The organism is Enterococcus sp. C102(2024), from assembly GCF_040888205.1.
In the GTDB taxonomy this organism is placed as follows: domain Bacteria; phylum Bacillota; class Bacilli; order Lactobacillales; family Enterococcaceae; genus Enterococcus; species Enterococcus faecalis.
Genome location: NZ_JBFOHH010000001.1, coordinates 432,971 through 452,595, shown reverse-complemented (window position 1 = coordinate 452,595; position 19,625 = coordinate 432,971). Strand labels below are relative to the sequence as shown.

Annotated in this window: 20 protein-coding genes and 1 other annotated feature; of the genes, 5 read left to right on the top strand and 15 right to left on the bottom strand. The window is 37.0% G+C overall.

The window, feature by feature from the left end; all coding sequences use genetic code 11:
• Positions 1-130: 130 nt before the first annotated feature.
• A complete protein-coding gene (locus AB3I34_RS02255; RefSeq protein WP_002357660.1) occupies positions 131-475 on the top strand; it encodes a metal-sulfur cluster assembly factor in 345 nt (114 codons plus the stop codon).
• A 188-nt stretch (positions 476-663) separates the two neighbouring features.
• Here the strand turns inward: AB3I34_RS02255 and AB3I34_RS02250 are convergent, their stop codons facing one another.
• Together AB3I34_RS02250 and lysA are read right to left on the bottom strand one after the other, a co-directional pair.
• A complete protein-coding gene (locus AB3I34_RS02250; RefSeq protein ID WP_025189373.1) occupies positions 664-1,656 on the bottom strand; it encodes an alpha/beta hydrolase in 993 nt (330 codons plus the stop codon).
• Between the two features lie 145 nt (positions 1,657-1,801).
• Positions 1,802-3,112 carry a diaminopimelate decarboxylase gene (gene lysA, locus AB3I34_RS02245; RefSeq protein WP_025189372.1) on the bottom strand — a complete coding sequence of 437 codons (1,311 nt, stop codon included), beginning with the start codon at positions 3,110-3,112 and terminating at the stop codon, positions 1,802-1,804.
• Positions 3,113-3,309: 197 nt separating this feature from the next.
• Here lysA and AB3I34_RS02240 point away from each other — a divergent pair, with 197 nt between their 5' ends.
• A complete protein-coding gene (locus AB3I34_RS02240; protein ID WP_010712430.1) occupies positions 3,310-5,190 on the top strand; it encodes a fructose-bisphosphatase class III in 1,881 nt (626 codons plus the stop codon).
• A 154-nt stretch (positions 5,191-5,344) separates the two neighbouring features.
• Positions 5,345-6,232 (top strand): serine hydrolase, encoded by an 888-nt coding sequence (locus AB3I34_RS02235; RefSeq protein ID WP_002366651.1) that lies wholly within the window; start codon positions 5,345-5,347, stop codon positions 6,230-6,232.
• A gap of 110 nt (positions 6,233-6,342) precedes the next feature.
• On the opposite strand, the gene AB3I34_RS02230 is transcribed toward AB3I34_RS02235, so the two are convergent.
• The 12 genes from AB3I34_RS02230 to AB3I34_RS02175 all read right to left on the bottom strand — a co-directional run bounded on the left by AB3I34_RS02230 (position 6,343) and on the right by AB3I34_RS02175 (position 17,068).
• The gene (locus AB3I34_RS02230; RefSeq protein WP_085444245.1) at positions 6,343-7,440 is read right to left on the bottom strand and encodes a hypothetical protein; all 1,098 of its coding nucleotides are present in this window, start codon (positions 7,438-7,440) and stop codon (positions 6,343-6,345) included.
• A complete protein-coding gene (locus AB3I34_RS02225) occupies positions 7,441-7,950 on the bottom strand; it encodes an RNA polymerase sigma factor (protein WP_002357670.1) in 510 nt (169 codons plus the stop codon).
• A 137-nt stretch (positions 7,951-8,087) separates the two neighbouring features.
• Positions 8,088-8,477, bottom strand: coding sequence for a hypothetical protein (locus AB3I34_RS02220; RefSeq protein WP_010712428.1), 390 nt, complete (start codon positions 8,475-8,477; stop codon positions 8,088-8,090).
• 72 nt (positions 8,478-8,549) lie between these two features.
• Positions 8,550-9,185, bottom strand: coding sequence for a V-type ATP synthase subunit D (locus AB3I34_RS02215; protein WP_010712427.1), 636 nt, complete (start codon positions 9,183-9,185; stop codon positions 8,550-8,552).
• A gap of 4 nt (positions 9,186-9,189) precedes the next feature.
• Entirely contained in the window at positions 9,190-10,566 is a 1,377-nt protein-coding gene (locus tag AB3I34_RS02210; RefSeq protein WP_002357674.1) for a V-type ATP synthase subunit B, read from the bottom strand.
• Positions 10,559-12,340, bottom strand: coding sequence for a V-type ATP synthase subunit A (locus tag AB3I34_RS02205; RefSeq protein ID WP_010712426.1), 1,782 nt, complete (start codon positions 12,338-12,340; stop codon positions 10,559-10,561). Before AB3I34_RS02205 ends, AB3I34_RS02210 begins: the two co-directional genes overlap by 8 nt.
• A gap of 17 nt (positions 12,341-12,357) precedes the next feature.
• Positions 12,358-12,669, bottom strand: a complete 312-nt coding sequence (locus tag AB3I34_RS02200) for a V-type ATP synthase subunit F (protein ID WP_002357676.1) — start codon at positions 12,667-12,669, stop codon at positions 12,358-12,360.
• On the bottom strand, positions 12,659-13,660 hold the full coding sequence (locus tag AB3I34_RS02195) for a V-type ATPase subunit (protein ID WP_002363908.1): 1,002 nt from the start codon (positions 13,658-13,660) through the stop codon (positions 12,659-12,661). Before AB3I34_RS02195 ends, AB3I34_RS02200 begins: the two co-directional genes overlap by 11 nt.
• Before the next feature lie 16 nt (positions 13,661-13,676).
• On the bottom strand, positions 13,677-14,258 hold the full coding sequence (locus tag AB3I34_RS02190; protein ID WP_010817260.1) for a V-type ATP synthase subunit E: 582 nt from the start codon (positions 14,256-14,258) through the stop codon (positions 13,677-13,679).
• 16 nt (positions 14,259-14,274) lie between these two features.
• Positions 14,275-14,748: a V-type ATP synthase subunit K gene (locus AB3I34_RS02185; protein ID WP_002363905.1), complete on the bottom strand. Its 474-nt coding sequence runs from the start codon at positions 14,746-14,748 to the stop codon at positions 14,275-14,277.
• A 27-nt stretch (positions 14,749-14,775) separates the two neighbouring features.
• A complete protein-coding gene (locus AB3I34_RS02180) occupies positions 14,776-16,755 on the bottom strand; it encodes a V-type ATP synthase subunit I (protein WP_010712424.1) in 1,980 nt (659 codons plus the stop codon).
• Positions 16,745-17,068, bottom strand: coding sequence for a V-type ATPase subunit F (locus AB3I34_RS02175; protein WP_002381927.1), 324 nt, complete (start codon positions 17,066-17,068; stop codon positions 16,745-16,747). The genes AB3I34_RS02180 and AB3I34_RS02175 overlap by 11 nt, the downstream gene beginning before the upstream one ends.
• A gap of 116 nt (positions 17,069-17,184) precedes the next feature.
• Positions 17,185-17,232: a sequence feature (sodium ion sensor (DUF1646 type); this cis-regulatory element may regulate processes involved in with the transportation of sodium ions), on the bottom strand.
• Positions 17,233-17,440: 208 nt separating this feature from the next.
• On the opposite strand from AB3I34_RS02175, the gene nrdI reads away from it, so the two are divergent.
• Together nrdI and AB3I34_RS02165 are read left to right on the top strand one after the other, a co-directional pair.
• Positions 17,441-17,884, top strand: a complete 444-nt coding sequence (gene nrdI, locus AB3I34_RS02170) for a class Ib ribonucleoside-diphosphate reductase assembly flavoprotein NrdI (protein ID WP_010712423.1) — start codon at positions 17,441-17,443, stop codon at positions 17,882-17,884.
• Positions 17,885-17,942: 58 nt separating this feature from the next.
• Entirely contained in the window at positions 17,943-18,122 is a 180-nt protein-coding gene (locus AB3I34_RS02165) for a hypothetical protein (protein WP_002357684.1), read from the top strand.
• Between the two features lie 64 nt (positions 18,123-18,186).
• On the opposite strand, the gene AB3I34_RS02160 is transcribed toward AB3I34_RS02165, so the two are convergent.
• Positions 18,187-19,536, bottom strand: a complete 1,350-nt coding sequence (locus tag AB3I34_RS02160; RefSeq protein ID WP_002357685.1) for a glucose-6-phosphate isomerase — start codon at positions 19,534-19,536, stop codon at positions 18,187-18,189.
• Positions 19,537-19,625 lie beyond the last annotated feature (89 nt).

Here is a 19,625-nt window from a genome sequence, read left to right as displayed (position 1 = left end):
TGAATCTCAAGTTTTATGAGCTTTTTAATAAATCAGTAAATTCCAGGACATGTGAGATACTTCTCATTTACAAACATTCCTAAAAAAGGTATGATAGTAAAGAGGCAACTTGCAAAGGAGTAGAAGACGAATGAGTGAACAACCTCAACAACGCTCAACCGAAGAAGTTGAAGCAATTAAAGAAGATATTTTAACTGCATTAGAAACAGTGATTGACCCTGAATTAGGCATCGATATTGTTAATTTAGGACTAATTTATGAAGTTGAATTTGCAGAAGAAACTGGTGATACTGTCATCAAAATGACCTTAACCACAATGGGTTGTCCGTTAGCAGATGTTTTAACAGAACAAATCCATGGTGTTTTAAAAGATATTCCTGAAGTGAATAATATCGAAGTAAAATTAGTCTGGTACCCTGCTTGGACAACGGATAAAATGAGCCGTTACGCACGAATTGCTTTAGGTATTCGCTAGTTATTTCGAGACTTTGATTAATGATAAAAACCGCCTGAAAGAACTGACTGATTAGTTTTTTTATGTGGTTTTTTGTTTAGCTAATAGTTTGCTAGTCCAACTTTATTATTTTTCTTTTTAAGCACTTTAAATTTAGCTAAACGAGTCAGACAAAAAAAGACATGGAATCATGAAAATCCATGTCTTTTTTAGTCGGATGTTGTTTTTACTGCAGGACAGTTTTCTTCCAAAAACTCAAAAATACTACTGTAATAATTTTCAGGTTCGTAGACACTTGAAGATAAATGTGGTGCTTTAGCCACAATGAGACCTTTTTTTATCCCCTGAGTTGCCGCTAAATTTTCTTCAAACATTATCATTGGAACAAAGCGATCACCTGTACCGTGAATAAAGAATGTGGGCAACGTATTTTTGTGTAATTTTCTCACGGAAGAAGCGGTTTTCAATTGAAAGCCATAGTTATTTAATGCTAATTGATTAGCAATTGTTAAAATAGGAAAAGCGGGTAAATGAAAAGATTCATGTAGGACATATTTAAATTCATCATAAACAGAAGTGTAGCCACAATCCACTATTAATCCGCGGACATTCGTTGGTAACTTTTCACCACTTGCCATCATGACAGTAGCCGCTCCCATGGAACCGCCCACTAAAATAATTTCTGCTTCCATATCAATGGCAAGAACTTCACTAATCCAACTTAATAAATCTAACCGATCCAGCCATCCCATCCCAATTTTATTCCCTGAACTTTTCCCGTGCGCACGCAAATCGGGAACTAAAACATTGTAGCCTTCTTCTGCAAAACGTAATGCAGTATATGCCATATCGCGTTTTCCGTTTGAACGATAACCATGCACACAAATCGCCCAACGATGGTTATCTGGATAAGGAATAAAGCACCGTGCATACAATGTTTCATCTTTAATTTTCAACCAACGATCTTCAGCAAAAGACTCTGTCCAAAAAGCTTCGCCTTCTTGTTTTTGTTGTTCTTCTATTTTTGTATATCTTGTTTCCCGTTCTTGAAAATTATCAGGATTTAATAACCGATGCCCTTTTTTATGATACCAAGGGTTGTCTTTAAGCAACGCAATTTTCAAAAAATAATTGGCAATGTAAAAAGAAAAAACAACGCCAATCATTGCAAAAATGATCAGTAACCCGAGGAGCCATTTCATCTGCAAATCACACCCTCTTCTAAAGTATTTCCTTCTTCATTTAATATACTATGGATTTTTCATTTCTGAAAGAAATCACCCTTACATTTTGTTATTTTTTGAAAAAAAACAGCCGTCTCAAAAAGAGGCGGCTACTTTTAATCTATCAACAATCCAACGTTGTCATATCTTCATATGTCTCACGGCGAGCAACTAATTTTGCTTGTCCATCTTCGACAAAAACCACCGCTGGTCGAGGATTTCGGTTGTAATTACTTGCCATTGAATAACCGTAAGCTCCCGTACTACTAATGGCCAATAAATCCCCTGCTTTAACTTCTGGCAATAAAATATCTCGAAGTAAGACATCTCCTGATTCGCAATATTTACCAACCACTGTGACTTTCTTGACTGAATCATGCCCATCACGATTCGCTAGAAAACCATCATAAACTGCTTGATACAAAGCAGGCCGTATATTATCACCCATGCCACCATCTACGGAAACAAAATGACGAACACCAGGAACCTCTTTTTGCGCGCCAACTGTATATATCGTTGTGCCCGCTTCGGCAATTAAACTGCGGCCTGGTTCAATCCAAAGCTCAGGCAGTGGATACCCTAATTGTTCACAATGACCTTTCAAGGAATAAACAATTTTTTCAACAAATGTTGCTGGTGCTAATGGCTCATCTTGCTGCGTGTACTGCACACCAAAACCACCACCCATATTTAAAACATGTGCTGTAAATTGATGGACTTGCCGCCAGTCTTCTAAAATAGTGAACATTTTTTCAACAGCAGCTAAAAAGCCTTCCACAGCAAAAATTTGCGAGCCAATATGGCAATGGACCCCTTGTACATCAAAAGAGGGATTTGATAAAAGGCGAACGAGTGCTTCTGTCGCCTGGCCACTTGCAACATCAAAACCAAATTTTGAATCTTCTTGGCCTGTCAAAATGTAATCATGTGTTTCTGCATCCACGCCAGGACTCACCCGAAAAAGAACTTTTTGTGTTTGGTTTCGTGTAGCTAATAATTCTTCCAACAAGTCAATTTCGTAAAAATTATCAATGACAATTGTACCTATTTTGTTATCCAAGGCGTAACGTAATTCTTCAGGGGTTTTGTTATTTCCATGGAATTCAATTTCCGCTGGCTCCATGCCCCCTTTTAAAGCTGTGAATAGTTCTCCACCAGAGACAACATCACAAGCAATATCTTCTTCCTTTAACACTTGATAAATAGCTAAACAACTAAATGCTTTACTTGCATAAACCACTTTATTTTTGATACCTAATTGATTTAACGTTTGTTTAAAACCACGTGCTTGTGCGCGAATACGAGCGACATCATAGACAAATAACGGCGTCCCGAATTTTTGCGCCAACTTTACGGTGTCACAACCACCGATTTCTAAATGATCTTCCCGATTCATTTTTGCTGTACCAAATAACATGTTTTCCCGCCCCTTCATTTTGTTTTATTAAAAATCATAGCATAAAACCCAGTAGCTTCCTATAATTTTCCACATTTTTCTCTGACTTTCTCCTGTTGCTTTTTTTCGCCAAATAGCCTACAATAATTGGCATATGAATAAAAAACCTTTATTATCAAGACTTTAATCTTTTAAATAAAAATTGGTATATACGAAAAAGAAAGAAGGCAGATGACTTGGCTACACTGAACCGCGATCAACAAATTGAAGAAATTATTAATTTGGAAGCAATTTTGAATTTACCGAAAGGAACAGAACATTTTGTCAGTGATTTACATGGTGAATTTGAAGCTTTTGACCATATTTTAAGAAATGGTTCTGGGCGAATCAGAGAAAAAGTTCAATTTTTATTTAAACAAGAATTAAATGCCCATCAGATGGACGAGCTTTGTTTTATTATCTACTATCCAGAAGAAAAATTAACACTTTTAGAAAATGAAAGCGCCCTCTCTTATGAATGGTGGCTATTAACGATTCGCCGTCTGGTTGAAATCGTCCGTTCTTCTTCGATGAAGTACACACGTTCTAAAGTTCGCAAAGCCCTTCCTGAAACCTATGGGTATATTCTCGAAGAATTGATTTATCAATATGATGAAACAACAACCAAAAACGGTTACTATCAACAAATTATTGAAAAAATTATTTTACTAGGTGAAGCCAAACGTTTCGTGACAGAATTAGCTTATCTAATCCAACGTCTGATTATTGATCACCTACATGTTATTGGTGATATCTATGATCGGGGGCCAGCACCAGATAAAATTATGGACCGATTAATGTCCTATCACTCCTTGGATATTCAACTAGGCAATCACGATATGATTTGGCTGGCTGCTTATAGTGGTTCACTGGCTTGTTTAGCCAATGTAGTACGTATTTGTGCTCGCTATGGAAATTTAGATTTGTTAGAAGAACGTTATGCTATCGATTTAACCGCCTTAAAAAAATTTAGTTTAGAAACGTATAAAGAAAATCCTGCTTTTGCACCCAAGAAAAATCCCTATCGTGCGTTAACTGAAGATGAAAAACAAGTAGCGATGCGTGTGCAACAAGCCATTGCCATTATTCAAGAAAAACTAGAAGGGCAAATTATTGGTCGACGCCCTGATTTTAACTTGGCACATCGGCTACGCTTAGATAAGATTCAAGGGGAAACTATTACTTTTGACGAATGTCGTTATACATTAATTAACAGCTGTTTTCAAACCGTTTCTGAAGAGCAGCCTTACCAATTAACACGTGAGGAAAAACAGATAATTGATGACTTATTAACGCAATTTCAGTCTTCGCCGCGGTTAACAAAACACATGCGCTTTCTAATGGAAAAAGCTTCTCTTTACCTTGTGTATAATCAAAATTTATTGATCCATGGCTGTCTGCCTCTGAATGCGGACGGTACTTTTCAAGCTTATACATTTAAAGGCCACTCCTATTCAGGAAAAGCTTTAGTTGACTTCTTTCAGAAAATGTTAGAAGAAGCATACGCTCAGCCTGCTATTACAGATGACTATGCGACAGATTGTTTATGGTATCTTTGGTGTGGCGAAGGTTCCTCATTATTTGGCAAACGAGCTATGAAAACCTTTGAGCGTTATTTTCTCGCTGAAAAAGAAACACATCATGAAGAAAAGAATCCTTACTACTCTTTGCGTGATACGGTTGAAGTTTGTAAAAGAATCCTAGATGAATTTGAAGTGACTGGTGAAAATCGACATATCATTAATGGCCATACACCAGTTAAACGAACAAAAGGCGAATCGCCAATCAAAGCAAATGGCACGCTTCTCGTAATTGACGGCGGCTTTTCAAAATCTTATCAGACAATTACTGGAATTGCTGGTTATACATTGTTGTACAACTCGTTTGGTTTACAACTGACCGCGCATAAATCTTTTTCTAGTAAAGAAACAGCCATTTTAAATAATCAAGACATTCATTCCATCAAACAAGTCATCGATCGCCCCTTACAGCGGTTATTGGTGAAAGATACCACTATCGGCAAAGAGCTATTAAAGCAATCGCAAGCACTCCAAAAACAAATGAAACAAAACCAGTAGTGCCGTTAAAAAGACGCTTGCGCTCTTATCCGAAAAATGATTAAATGAAGGAGTTGAGAAAAATATCTATTAGAGAAACGGAAAGGGTTTTACATTGAAGAAACAGCAACTCTCACTTTACGGCACCATTTTCTTTCTTTGCTTTTTCCTAATTGTGGGCTTCTTCTTCTCAAGTCGTGGCGAAGATTATGCCAAAGAATCTGAACAAAAAGTTACAATTGATTCCGCCAAACATGAGAAACATACGAAAGACAAGGAAGAAAATAATTCAGCAAATACAGTATTTTTTGATAAAATAAATGACCTGCTCGTCGCTTCTGTCAAAGAATTTGAAGGAACGGTCGGGATTAGTTATTTAGATTTGGAAACTGGCGAACAACGTTCTGTGAATGGCCAACATGAATTTTATACAGCTAGTACTATTAAAGTGCCGCTGACGATGTTAGTCGCCGACACGGTTGCTTCTGGTCAAAAAAAATGGACAGACCTGATTCCCTACAACGCCGAAGAAGATTATGAAGAAGGAACTGGGATCATTGCCTATAATATCCAACCAGAATATCCATTAAAAACGTTACAAGAATATGCCATCACCTATTCTGATAATATCGCTAAAAATATGCTCTATGACACATTGGGTGGTGATGCAAAAGCAAAACGAGAAATGTATCAGCGTTATTTGCACAAGTCACCTTCGATTGAAGAACCACAATTTTCTTCGGAAGATGCGCTAGTTATTCTACAAAGATTATATACTGAAAAAGCAACAAAACCAGATTACCAAGCGATTTATGATTCTATGAAACAAAGTGTTTTCCATGAAAGAATGGAAACTCCCACAACTCAAGGAAAAGTTGCTCATAAAATTGGTTCCTATGATGAATTTATTCATGATATGGGGATTTTAGAAACACCTCACCCCTTTGCTTTAGCAATTTTTACTAAAGGACCTGATAATGCTAAGAGTGCTGCGTTTATTGCTTCAGTGACAGATAAGTTATGGCAATTACAGGTGTCTGAATATCCTAATGATAACCATTGATAATGAAAATAAAAGCATCTTTTTTTAATGACAACGCTCAATAAAAAAGATGCTTTTTTTAGTAGTTATATTAATTAAAATATTTGTATTTTCCATAACCTTTTTAGCAATTATTTCTGAGTATTTTTTAACTCCAACGAACCTAATTCTTTTCCTGCTGCATCATCTTCATAAGAATTTCTAACGATTACTTTATATAATGACTTATGATCCAAACTACTTAAGTCAAAAGAAATGTTAATTGTAGCATCTTCCCCTTTATTAAAGCCACTACCAATCTGACGTGCAATAGGTATCTCAAGACCGTTTTTATAAACTGAAATTAGAATATCACGACTTTTTTTATTTTTTTCTGGATTTGGAACATCCATAATCAGCGTAGTTTGAAGCGCATCACTTTGGGCCTTAATATTTTTAATTTTTTTCACGTTTTTAATGCTAGGTATCGTTTCTTTCATAATGGGTTGGTAAGGAATTTTAAACGTCCAATCGCCTTGATACTCTAATGCATTCTCAACACTAAAAGATCGGCTACTTGCTTTGATTGCTTCTTTTAATTCATTATCATGCTGTTCTTGATCTTCCCAAGCTAATCGGTAGATATGGAGCGTTAATTGATCTTGACTAACAAGTTTTTGCTTATTGAAAGTTGAAAGCACTGAACCATAAAAAACATCCTTCTCGATTCTATATAACGATGTTGAACTTACACCCCCAAATAAATCTTCTTTGCTTCCTTCTCTAAATAACCCTAGTTGAATATCTTGAGAATAATTATTTCTAGCGATTTTTTTCTGTAATAACTCTTTTAATTTTTGATCTTTAATCTTAAATTGATAATCAAACGCCATTTTATTTTTTGTCGATACAAATTTTGTTAATACGATTTCTCGCTCATTTTGTACACTCCGCAATTCTAGTTTTGTTGGAACACCAGAAGATTCTACTGTTTGAACACCTGTATCTTGACTAATCCCCAATACCTCTTCTATGGCACGTCCAATGGGTGTTTTTACTATCAAAGTAAAAGTCGTAGCAATACTAATTAGCCCTATAATTAAATGTTTACGCGATATTTTTTTCTTTGGCTGTCTGTATTGTTTTATTTCTCCCATTAATATCTTAGTTCTTTGTGTGTTTAAACGTTCCACTGTTTCTAAAGGCATCTTTTTTTCATATTTTAATATATCACTTCGTTTTCTATCCATTTACCATGTCTCCTTTAAATATATCCTTAATTTTTTTCGACCACGAGAAAGGCGAATTTTGATGGTATTTGTTGAAACATCAAGTTGCTGAGCGATTTCTTTTATACTAAAGCCAACATAATAGTACATAACTAGCGGAACGCGATAATTATCAGGTAATTTATGTAATCCTTTATCCAAATCATATAAATCATCAAAAGCAGGAACAGGAGAATAAGTATCCATCCAGTGAGTTGTTTTCTGCTTTTCTCTAAAAATATTTTGAACTTGGTTTAACATTATTTTAAAAATCCATGAATTAAACGCATGTTCATTTTTTAAGGTTGTTATTTTTTCCCATGCACATAGTTCAGTTTCTTGTAAACAATCAGCAACGTCGACTTCGTTTAATAGCATTTTATATGCAGCATTGTATAAAACTGTTTCATATTTTTGACAAAGGTGAACAAATGCTTGCCCATCTCCTTTTTTTGCTTTCTGAACTAATTTTTTTGTTGAAATTTTATCCATAAAACACCTCTTTTCATTTAACTAACTATTAGACGTTAAGTATCTGTAAAAGGTTTCATATTTTTATAAAAAAATATCTGGGACAAAAGTCAATTTGACCACTGTCCCAGATACTAAAATCCACAATGAGTAGCTGGCTACTTTACAGACAACAACTTCGTAAAACGTTCTGCCAACATTTGGTGGGCATCAATTTTTTTGGTTCCTTGTGCTTTTGCTGCAAAACTAGCAAAGTTTAAGCCAGCCCCAAATAGTTGTAATGCACCGTTGCCTAAATCTCCCTTTTTAAGGGCTTCAAGCCCATCTTCGATAAACTGGTTACTTTCATCTAAATGACACTCAGGAAGATATTTCACGCCGTGATGATAACGTTTTATATTCAGAATGATTTGCTTCGCGGCTTCTTCTGAAATAGCTGCTCCCAAGTTTAACAGTAGCTCATTAATTGGTTCCACCAAGCGAGCATAGTCACTTTCGTATTTTTGACAATTCAGTGCAATCGCTTTGCGGCGTTCTTTATTTTTCATTTTTTCCACTCCTTTTTATTAAAAACGAGTACGAAAGCTACCAACTGGCTTCGTACTCGTTCTTTCTAACAACTAATTGTCTTTGTTCATGCTTTTAATTTTAATTAGACGTGTAATTTCGCCACGTTCATTTTCTTCTAATTTCATTTGAATGTAGTAAATTGTTTCTTCTAATTGTGGAATCGTCATGTACTCTAAGGCGTTGACACGACGACGCGTTTTTTCAATTTCTTTTGATAATAATTGGCACGTCTTTTCAACATTTGCAAGTGCTAATAATTTCGGTAAAATGCTTGAAATTTTAGCAAAAGCTTGATCAAGCTCGCTGTTTGAATTCACGTAGCCATAGTCTAAGGGGGCTTCTTGAACCGATTCATCGTAATCAAAAATCATTTTAGGAACTGGCACACTTAAGATGTTCTGTTCAATAATTTCTAATTCAACTTTTTCGGCTGGAATTGCCACTAACTCTTCAATAAAGGCTTCGTTCAACGTTGCGTTTGCCAATACAAAATTTGATAACGCATCCGTCACTTCTTGTTCAACCTGAATACGTAACTCATTGTTTTCTTTGACTAGCGCAATAAACCGTCGCATCAATTCATCTTGTTTGTCTTTCAGCAACTTATGACCTCTCGTGGCCGTAGTTAACTGTTTTTTCAATCGGGAAAGTTCCATACGGGTTGGATTAACATTTAATCGAGCCATTTTTCTACTTCCCTTCAGTTAAATATTGATCGAGCATATCCTCTTTAATTCGTTTTAGTTCTGTTCTCGGTAGCATACTCAATAGTTCCCACCCAAGATCTAACGTTTCTTCAATCGAACGGTTTGTATCGAATCCTTGATTGACATATTCTTCTTCAAAACGTTGGGCAAAAGCTGCGTAAATTTTATCGACATCGGAAAGAGCTGATTCTCCTAAAATGACAGCTAATTCTTTGGCTTGTTTCCCTTGTGCATAGGCTGAGAACAATTGATTCATCGTCGCTGCGTGATCCCCGCGCGTTTTGCCTTCGCCAGTTCCTTTGTCTTTAAGACGGGAAAGTGATGGCAAGACATCAATTGGTGGTTGGATACCGCTCTTATATAGTTCCCGGGACAAGATAATTTGCCCTTCTGTAATATAGCCAGTTAAATCGGGAATTGGATGTGTTTTATCCTCCTCTGGCATTGTTAAAATAGGAATCTGTGTTACGGAACCTTTTGAGCCACGAATTCGGCCTGCCCGTTCATACAACGTTGCTAAGTTCGTGTAAAGATAACCTGGGTAACCACGACGTCCTGGAACTTCACGGCGTGCTGCTGAAATTTCTCGTAACGCTTCGCAATAATTGGTCATATCCGTCATGATAACTAAGACATGCATGCCCTTTTCATAAGCTAAATATTCAGCGGCTGTCAAAGCCATTCTAGGTGTTGCAATCCGTTCAATGGCTGGATCATTCGCTAAGTTCATAAACAAGACTGAACGATCAATTGCGCCTGTTTGACGGAAATCTTCCATAAAATATTCCGCTTCTTCAAAGGTAATCCCAATGGCCGCAAAAACTACGGCAAATTCTTCTTCACTATTTAACACGTTGGCTTGTCTGGCAATTTGTGCCGCTAATTCTTTATGAGGTAAGCCAGATGCTGAAAAAACAGGTAATTTTTGACCACGAACTAAGGTATTTAAATGGTCAATCGCTGAAATCCCTGTTTGGATGAACTCATCGGGATAATCACGAGCGACTGGATTGATAACTTCGCCGTTAATATCTAATTTTTTCTCAGGTAATAATTCTGGTCCATTATCTTTTAAGCGACCTAAGCCGTCAAAAACGCGCCCCATCATATCTGGTGAAACCCCTAATTCTAAAGGATGTCCCAGAAAGCGAACTTTTGAATCACGAATATTGATGTTACTCGTTCCTTCAAATATTTGGACCATCGCTTTATCTCCATTGATTTCTAAAACTTGCCCTTGGCGAATTTCGCCATTTTGCATGCGTACTTCAATTAATTCTTCGTACTTTACGCCTGCCACTTTTTCAACAATCATCAGAGGACCAACGACTTCATTGATTGTGCGATATTCTTTAATCATTCGTCATTCCTCCTTCAGCAATGATTTCTTTTATCGTTGTTTTAATTTCTGCTTGTAAACGATCCAATTTTTCTAATTCTTCTTCTGGTAAATACTTGCTACGAGCAATGCGATCACGGATTTCAACTGTTCCCGCCATTAACTCAGAGAAATAAGTGCCTAAACTTAAGGCTTTTTGACCTTCTTCACCAAAAGTTAGAATCAACTGCAACATTTTCGCTTGTTTGGTTCGAGAAGTGAACGTATCCACGTCATCAAAAGCATTTTGTTGCAAATAGTCTTCCCGTAATGATTTGGCTGTTTCCAACGTTAAACGGTCTTTATCCGACAAGGAATCAATCCCAACCAAGCGAACAATTTCTTCCAGTTGAGATTCCTCTTGTAAAATCCGCATCCCTTCAGCTACCATAGCGGCCCAGTTTCCTTGCAATTCCAAGTCTAAATATTGCCCTACTTCTGTGGAGTAAAGAGAATAACTTTGCAACCAGTTAATAGAAGGAAAATGACGTTTTTGTGCTAATTGAGAATCTAAGCCCCAGAATACTTTAACAACGCGTAACGTATTTTGGGTGACAGGTTCTGATATGTCCCCACCAGATGGCGAAACCGCACTAATCGCTGTAATGCTTCCTTCACGATGATCTTTTCCTAACGCGATGACTTGTCCTGCTCGTTCATAATATTCAGCTAAGCGGCTACCTAAATAGGCTGGGTAGCCTTCATCACCAGGCATTTCTTCTAATCGGCCACTCATTTCTCGTAACGCTTCTGCCCAACGAGAAGTAGAATCCGCCATAATTGCGACTGAGTAACCCATATCACGGAAATATTCTGCAATGGTAATCCCTGTATAAATCGAGGCTTCCCGTGCCGCTACCGGCATATTTGACGTATTCGCAATTAAAATCGTCCGATTCATCAAAGACTCACCAGTTGTTGGATCAATTAATTCTGGAAATTCATTTAAAACATCTGTCATTTCATTCCCGCGTTCCCCACAACCAACGTAAACGACTAAGTCGACATCGGCCCACTTAGCAATTTGGTGCTGAACGACTGTTTTTCCAGCGCCAAATGGTCCTGGAACTGCTGCCGCTCCGCCTTTCGTAATTGGGAAAAAGGTATCAATTACGCGTTGTCCGGTCACCATCGGTACTTTGGGACTTAGTTTTTCTAAAATGGGACGTCCCCGCCGAACGGGCCATTTTTGCATCATGCTAAAACTTTCTGTTCCTTTAGCCGTTTCCACTGAGTAAACTGTTTCATTAATGGCAAAGTCACCTGCTTTAATTTCGACAATCGTTCCTGAAACGCCGAAAGGCACCATAATTTTATGTTGAATAATCGGTGTTTCTTGAACCACACCGACGATGTCACCTGCCGACACTTCTTCACCCACTGCCACAGTCGGTTCAAACGTCCATTTTTTCTCACGATCTAATGCATCAATTTTAACGCCACGGCCTAAAAAGTTACTGTGGGTTACTTCTTGAAATGTATCCAATGGTCGTTGAATACCATCAAACATTTCGGCAATTAAACCTGGGGCTAATTCAACAGATAATGGTTCTCCTGTTGAAATAACTGGTTCTCCTGGTCCAATGCCTGTTGTTTCTTCATATACTTGAATCGAAGCGACGTCGCCTCGCATTTCAATAATCTCTCCGATAACGCCTAAATCTCCTACATGACAAATGTCTTGGATACTAGCATCTGACATGTTTTCAGCTAAAATCAAAGGACCTGAAACTTTGACAATTTTTCCAATTTGCACGCTCATTCTCCTTTGCATTATAAAATATTTTGTCCAATTGCTTTTTCAACATTTTTTTCAATCTCACTTAAACCGATTCCAATTGTACCATTATGACTTGGGATTAAAATAATCGCTGGTGTCACTTGTTCTTTGTATCGTTCAATCGTTTCTTCTGCTAAAGTAGAGGCTTCTTCCGTTATGAAAATGACCCCAAACTTATTTTTTGCCATAGTTTCAATGGCTTCTCTAACTTGCATTTCTGAAATGGCATGATGGACCTCAAAGCCAAACAGTTTAAATGGTAAGATTGAATTTTTGTCTCCAATGACACCAATTTTATACCCCATTGACTTTTCGCATCCTTTCTCGAATTTTTTCATTTGAAAACCCACTATGTTTTCCGACCAAAATTAAACGCAAATTTTTCCATTCAACTTCTTTCGCATTCAAAAAGGCTAGTAATGGGAGCGGCCCAAAAGCAACCGTTCGACCGTTTTCATACATTGAGGTCAGGTAATCATCTTTGAGTTTTTCAAAAGCCAATAAATTTAATTCATTGGTTTCTTTATTGATAATCTTTTCTAATAGTTGTCCGTAATTCGTTGTTCTGACAAATGCTGTAAATTCTACAAGTGACTTTTCCGCATAGGTCAACAGCTCTTTCTTTGAGAGACTGCCAGCGCTAGAAAGCACGGTTGATAAAAAGTTACTGTTTTGATGTTGAACAATTCCTCTAGCCATCGTTGATAGATTGGTTAAATCAATAAAAGCGATGACTTCCTTCGTTAACTCTTCATAGCCCAATTCATCCGCTAATTTTCGCTGTTGCTGTAAAAATGCTCGATCATAAAGGATATCAATTGCTTGCGGCAAACCGCCTTCTTCCAGATAGGCAAAAACATCACGGATCACTTCTAATAATGCTGGCTCAAGTTCGGAAGAGTTTTTTGTATGAATGGCACTTTTGACTGTGTTTAGAGAATAACGACCATCTTCTAAATAAAGATAATCAAAATCTTTACCTGTTCGCTCAGCTTTCGTCAAAATTTTCAAGTTATGGAAGGTAAAACGCATCGTATACAACGTTACTACAGCTGGTTCTGGAGCCATTTCATATAACCAGCGATAAAGACTTCCCAGCGCTTCAGAAGAATGGTAGTCAAATTTTTCTTCAAAAGTTTCGGTTAAATAAGGTTGATAAACCGTACTTTTTAACATATTTTTAACGTCTTCAACTGTTTCCGCTTCTAAAAGTTGTTGAAACTGTTGCTCAGAAAGCAGCTCCGTTTCTTTTAAACGAATCAGCGGATTAATTTGATGATACGTTGGTTTTCTCATTCTACGTCCTCCCTTCTTAACTGAAAAGTTTTTCTGCTACTTTAAAGCCTTCTGTTTTTTGAATCTCTTCAACTAATGCTGAAAAGAGAAAATTATAATCCAAACCGTCTTTTGCAACGATAAAGCCACTTTCTTTTGGAACAACTTCCTCTGAAAGCTCCCATTGAACAGTAGCATCAGAAAGAGCGGTCAGCCATTCTTGCGTCACTTTCGTTTGAGAATACTCGCCTAAAAGAATGGTTGCTTTTCCTGTTAATTCAAGTGAGCCTAATTGTGCTTTCATAAATTGTTGAAATTCTTCCGCTGACCATTCATTCATCTTTAAGACCACTTCATCAAATAATTGGTTAAGATATGCTTGTTTTTTATTTAATGCATCCTGACGAATTTCTAGTGTTTGCCGTTGTTGGCGTTGTTTAAATTCTTTTAATAATTGTTGTTGTCGTTTTTCTATTTCATGTTCTTGCTTCAGCAAAATTTCTTGTTGTGCTGCTTGGAATTCTTGATCGATGCGCGTTTGTTCACTGGTGACATAGGCTTCGACTTCTTGCTTTCCTTGCTGCTTAATTTCACTGATGATTTTTTCAATGGCATCCATCCATCTGCCTCCTCAATTATTTGACGTTCAATACAAGTAAGAAGGAAATTACGAACCCTAAGATGGCATAAGTTTCAACCATGGCAGCATAGATAATTCCTTTTGTTGCATGTTCTGGTTTCTTCGCTAAAATTTGGATCCCCGCAGCGGCTACACGACCTTGGGCAATCCCAGAGAACAATCCTGCAAAAGCAATTGGTAAAGCTGCTACAAAATAGTTCAATCCTTGAACCATACTCATATCGTTTCCTAAGTTAATATAAATTAAGAAAGCAATAACGAAACCGTATAGTCCTTGTGTACCTGGTAATAACTGTAAAATTAACGCTTGACCAAATTTTTCTGGCTGCTCCGTCGTTAAAGCTGCTGCTGCTTCCCCAGTAAAGCCAACCCCTTTGGCTGATCCAATCCCAGCAAAAATTGTCGCCATTGCCATTCCTAATACTGCAAAAACAATTCCACCATTATTATTAATTAAGTAATCCATCATCTCTATTTTCCTCCAATAAATAATTTTCTATTTTTTCTCAACATTGACATACTTTTCTTTTGTTTTTAGCGGATTAAACGCCCGGCCACCGCCTGTGTAAAATTTTCCAAAGAACTCAACATATTGCAAACGTGCGCCATGAACATACGCACCTAATAACGATAAGAATATGTTTAACGCATGTAAAACAATTAACAGCAAGATGCCCACGCTAAAACGGGCAACTGGCGGCATGAACTCTACGAGCATATTAAACGCTGAAGCAATACTTCCCCCAGCAATTCCTAACGCCATCAAACGTGTATAACTAACTAAATCACCGACATAACCTGTCACACCGTATAGTCCATACAGTCCTTTGGCTAAGCCTTTTAATTTGGCCTTCGATTGAATCATTGGAATCACAATAATTGCAATGGCAGAAAGGCTTGCTAAAATCGCACCTGCTGTAAATAAGCCTTCATTTTTAACCACTAATTTACCAACGACTAACAATGCTAAACCAAACAAAATCCCTAACCAAGCGTAACTTTCGTTAATACTATCTAAATAGCGCTTTTGTTTTGATAACTGAATCCCATTAATCATTAAACCGACAACCAATTGGATAAACCCAAAAATAACCGATAAAATAAGAATCGTATTTACATCTTCGGTCGTTGATAAAATCGGAAATGGTGATTTGATTCCAAACATTGTTGGCGGTAATGCTGCACCGAAAAACGAACCGTAAATGAAGCCCCAAATAATTGTTGGAAATGATAAAATCAAGAAAAAGTCGGCAAAACGCTTCATGCCTCTCGGTAAGACAAATGCTTTCAACGCAATAATAGACAAGAGTAGCATCAGTAAGCCATAGCCAATATCCGCTACCATCATGCCAAAAAAGACTAGATAAAACGGCATCATCGCAGGTGTCGGATCAACTTCTTCATATTTTGGTAAGCTATACATCTCTGTTAACATTTCAAACGGCTGCACCAGTTTATTATTCGCTAGTTTAACTGGTATATCCGTCTCAATTTCCGCCTTCGTAGGATTTTCAAAAGTAAGAGCTATTTCGTCCTTAGGAACTTTTTCTTCAATCGCTGTCAAAATCTCGGCTTTTTCTTCGAGTGGAATCCACGTTTGCAAGATGAAAAATGATGAAGCATTTAACAAATGTTGACGTGCTTGTTCTCTTTGGATAACCGCCAATAAGACTTCTTCAGCCAAGCAAAACGTTTCATAGAAATCATGATAAGAAGCCAGTTGTTGCTTTAAGGCTTTTTCTTCTTTTTGTAAAACTTCATATCGTTCTTTGACTTGTTGATATGCCTCTTTAGGCGGAACATCATAACGGTATTGGAGTGGTTCAAAACTATATTGGTTTAATAACTCGGTTACACTCTGCTGATGTTCCTTCAGGTAAACGAGTGTAAAGTAACTATGATGCATACTTTGATAAATTTCTTCAAAATAAACCGTTGGCCATTGAGACAAAGCGCTCAAGAAACTGGCTTTATTGGCTAGATTTATCGAACCATGAACGACATAACTACTTTTTAACTGCTGTTTGTGCGGTAGAACATCCAGATATTGCCAGCGGCCTAATAATTCTTCTTCGGCTTCTAATCCTTGACGATCCGTTTGAATTTGTTTCAAAGATTCTTGAATATTCTTTAATTCCGTCAAATAGCTTTGTAATGTTTCTTCATCAAAGGTTTGTTCCAACTCTTCCAAAGTATAGACTTTTCTTTTTATCTTTAACCCTTTTCCTGAAGAGCGTGTCAAAAATAAAAGAAGCTCTTGCAATTGTTGTAGCATCGTTTCATATTTACGTAGCTGTTCAGTTGACTGTTCTGCTTGTAAAAAAGAATATTGACTCTTTAAGGCTTGTTCTTCTTCAGGCGAATGAAAAATCCGTTTTACTTCGACAATTTGCAAGCCTTGAATGGCTTGTAGAATTGCTGCTTCTTTTTCGGCAGCGGCAATTATTGTCATTTTTTCCATTTTACTAACTGCCATAAACGTCTTTCACCCTCTCAATAATTGAATCAATGACTTGTTCTTTGTTCGCTTCGTAACGTTCGTGAAGCGCTTGTTCAGTGCGCTTTGTTTCATCTAAAAGTTGTTCTTTTTCAAGTTGTAACATCTTTTCTTGCGTTGCTAGTGAATCCGTCAGCACTTTTTCAACAGCTTCTTCACTCTCTTGACGTAGTTCAGCTAAACGTTCTTGCTTTTGCTCTTCATATAATCGACAATTCATCTTAGCTTGTTGCCGATGCTCTTCCACCGCATCTTCCGCTGCCTTGATTTGTTCTAGTACTTCTTGTACCATTGTCTCCACCTCCTTAGTTTTTACACCTTTAGCATATAAGAAAAAGGACTAGCGAAATAGAGATACGCTCAGCCCTTTTGTTTTAGGTATGCAAAAAGGCGCAAACTCAAAAATTGTTCTTCTCACCCCTTGAAGAACTGAATCCTTGAAGCTTTCGCCCAACCATTCTTTATTCAATACTCTACCATCTTAGCAAAGTTTTTCGCAAAATTCAATACTTACCCAAATGAATTAAAATAACAAATTTTCACTTTTATAATGGGTAATAAAAAGGCATTATTTTTTTCGCTTTATAATTATTGATCTTGAATTTTTTTCACATAGATGTGCTATACTTACGTAAACAATTAAATTTATTTGGAGGGATCTCTGATGAATATACGATATATTTCAATCTCTGGTAATACACGCTCATTTGTTCAACGTTTAACAGTTTATGCCGAAGAGCAACATCAGCAAAATGAAAAAAATCCTACGATTACTTTCAAAGAAATTTCGGAAAATTCTCCGTTAGAAGTAGAAACAGAACCATTTTTTACTTTTGTGCCTACCTATTTAGATGGTGGTGATGGCATTAACAACGGCAATACCGAAATTTTAACAGAAGTCATGCGTGAATATCTTGCTTTTGAAAATAATTATCGTTATTGCTCTGGCGTGGTGGGCAGCGGCAATAAAAACTTTAACCACCAATACTGCCTGACAGCTAAACAGTATGCGGAACAATTTAACTTTCCCTTCTTAGCTGACTATGAATTAAGAGGCACCCAAGCGGATATTGAACGAATTTATGCTATTTTAAAGGAAAACCAATAAGCAAGTTTCATTACTAAAAAGCTCACCTATGATAGACTACATTTTGAGGTGAAGAAAAATGAGAAATACATGGTTAGCAGAACAACTTCAGTCAATCAGCGAAGAACCCAATTCTTTTATTATCGAGGAAACCATCAAATATATTGAACAATTAGAAGATGATAATGAAAGTCTTCAAGTTGCATTGGAAGGAACCATTTGGAGTCCTAAAAAATGGAACGAACCTTTGGAAAAATAATTTAAACAGAAGAAAAGAGCCAGAAACGTAAGTATTTCTGGCTCTTTTTTTTATTATTTACAAATTATAGACGTGCATTTAAATCTTTTGCTAATTCTTCAAATCCTGGTTTACCTAATAAAGCGAACATGTTGCGTTTGTAAGCTTCAACACCTGGTTGATCAAATGGATTAACCCCATTTAAGTAACCTGAGATACCCACCGCAATTTCGAAGAAGTACATAACATAACCTAATGAATAAGCATCCATTGTTGGCACTTTAACGATCATGTTTGGCACACCACCATCTGTGTGAGCAAGCAACGTACCTTCGAACGCTTTTGTATTGACGAAGTCAATTTCTTTTCCTTGTAAATAGCCTAGGCCATCTAGATCTTCATTTTGTTCTGGAATTGAAATGCTATGGCGTGGATTTTCAATTTTAACCACTGTTTCAAATAAGTTACGCATCCCTTCTTGAACATATTGACCCATAGAATGTAAGTCAGTTGAAAAGTCTGCGGCTGCTGGGAAAATACCTTTGCCATCTTTTCCTTCTGATTCACCGTATAATTGTTTCCACCATTCAGAGAAATAGTGCATGCCAGGCTCATAGTTAATTAACATTTCAGTTGTTTTGCCTTTACGATATAAAATGTTACGTAACGCAGCATATTGATAGGCTTGGTTTTCTTTTAAGTCGCTCGTAGCGCCGTATTCTTTACGTGCATCATTTGCACCTTCCATTAAACGATCAATATCCGCACCGCTAACAGCGATTGGTAAAAGACCTACTGGCGTTAAAACAGTGAAACGTCCGCCTACATCATCAGGAATCACAAATGTTTCCCAACCTTCCGCATCAGCTTCAACTTTTACTGCTCCTTTAGCACGGTCAGTTGTCGCATAAATACGTTTATTGGCTTCTTCTTTGCCATATTTATTAATTAATAACTCTTTAAAGACGCGGAAAGCAATCGCTGGTTCTGTTGTCGTTCCAGATTTTGAAATAACGTTGACAGAAAAATCACGATCACCAATCACATTGATTAAATCAGCTAAATAAGTTGAGCTGATGCTATTTCCAGCAAAGAAGATTTGTGGCGCTTTCCGTTCTTCTTTTGATAATAGATTATTAAATGAATGTGTCAAAAATTCAATTGCTGCACGGGCACCTAAATATGAACCACCGATACCAATGACTACTAATACCTCAGAGTCAGATTGAATTTTTGCTGCTGCTTTTTTAATACGCGCGAATTCTTCTTTGTCATAGTTTTCTGGTAAATCAATCCAGCCAGTAAAATCATTACCAGCTCCTGTACCTTCACGTAATGCTTTGTCCACTGCAGTGACTTGTGTTTGCATGTATTCCAATTCATGGTCAGCAACAAATGGTGCTAATTTGGAATAATCTAATTGAATGTGTGACATTCCTTTTCCTCCTCGAAAGTAAACTTACTACATGTATACTTTACGTGTTTTTAGACATTTTTTCAAGCAAATTCTTTTGGATAGACCAA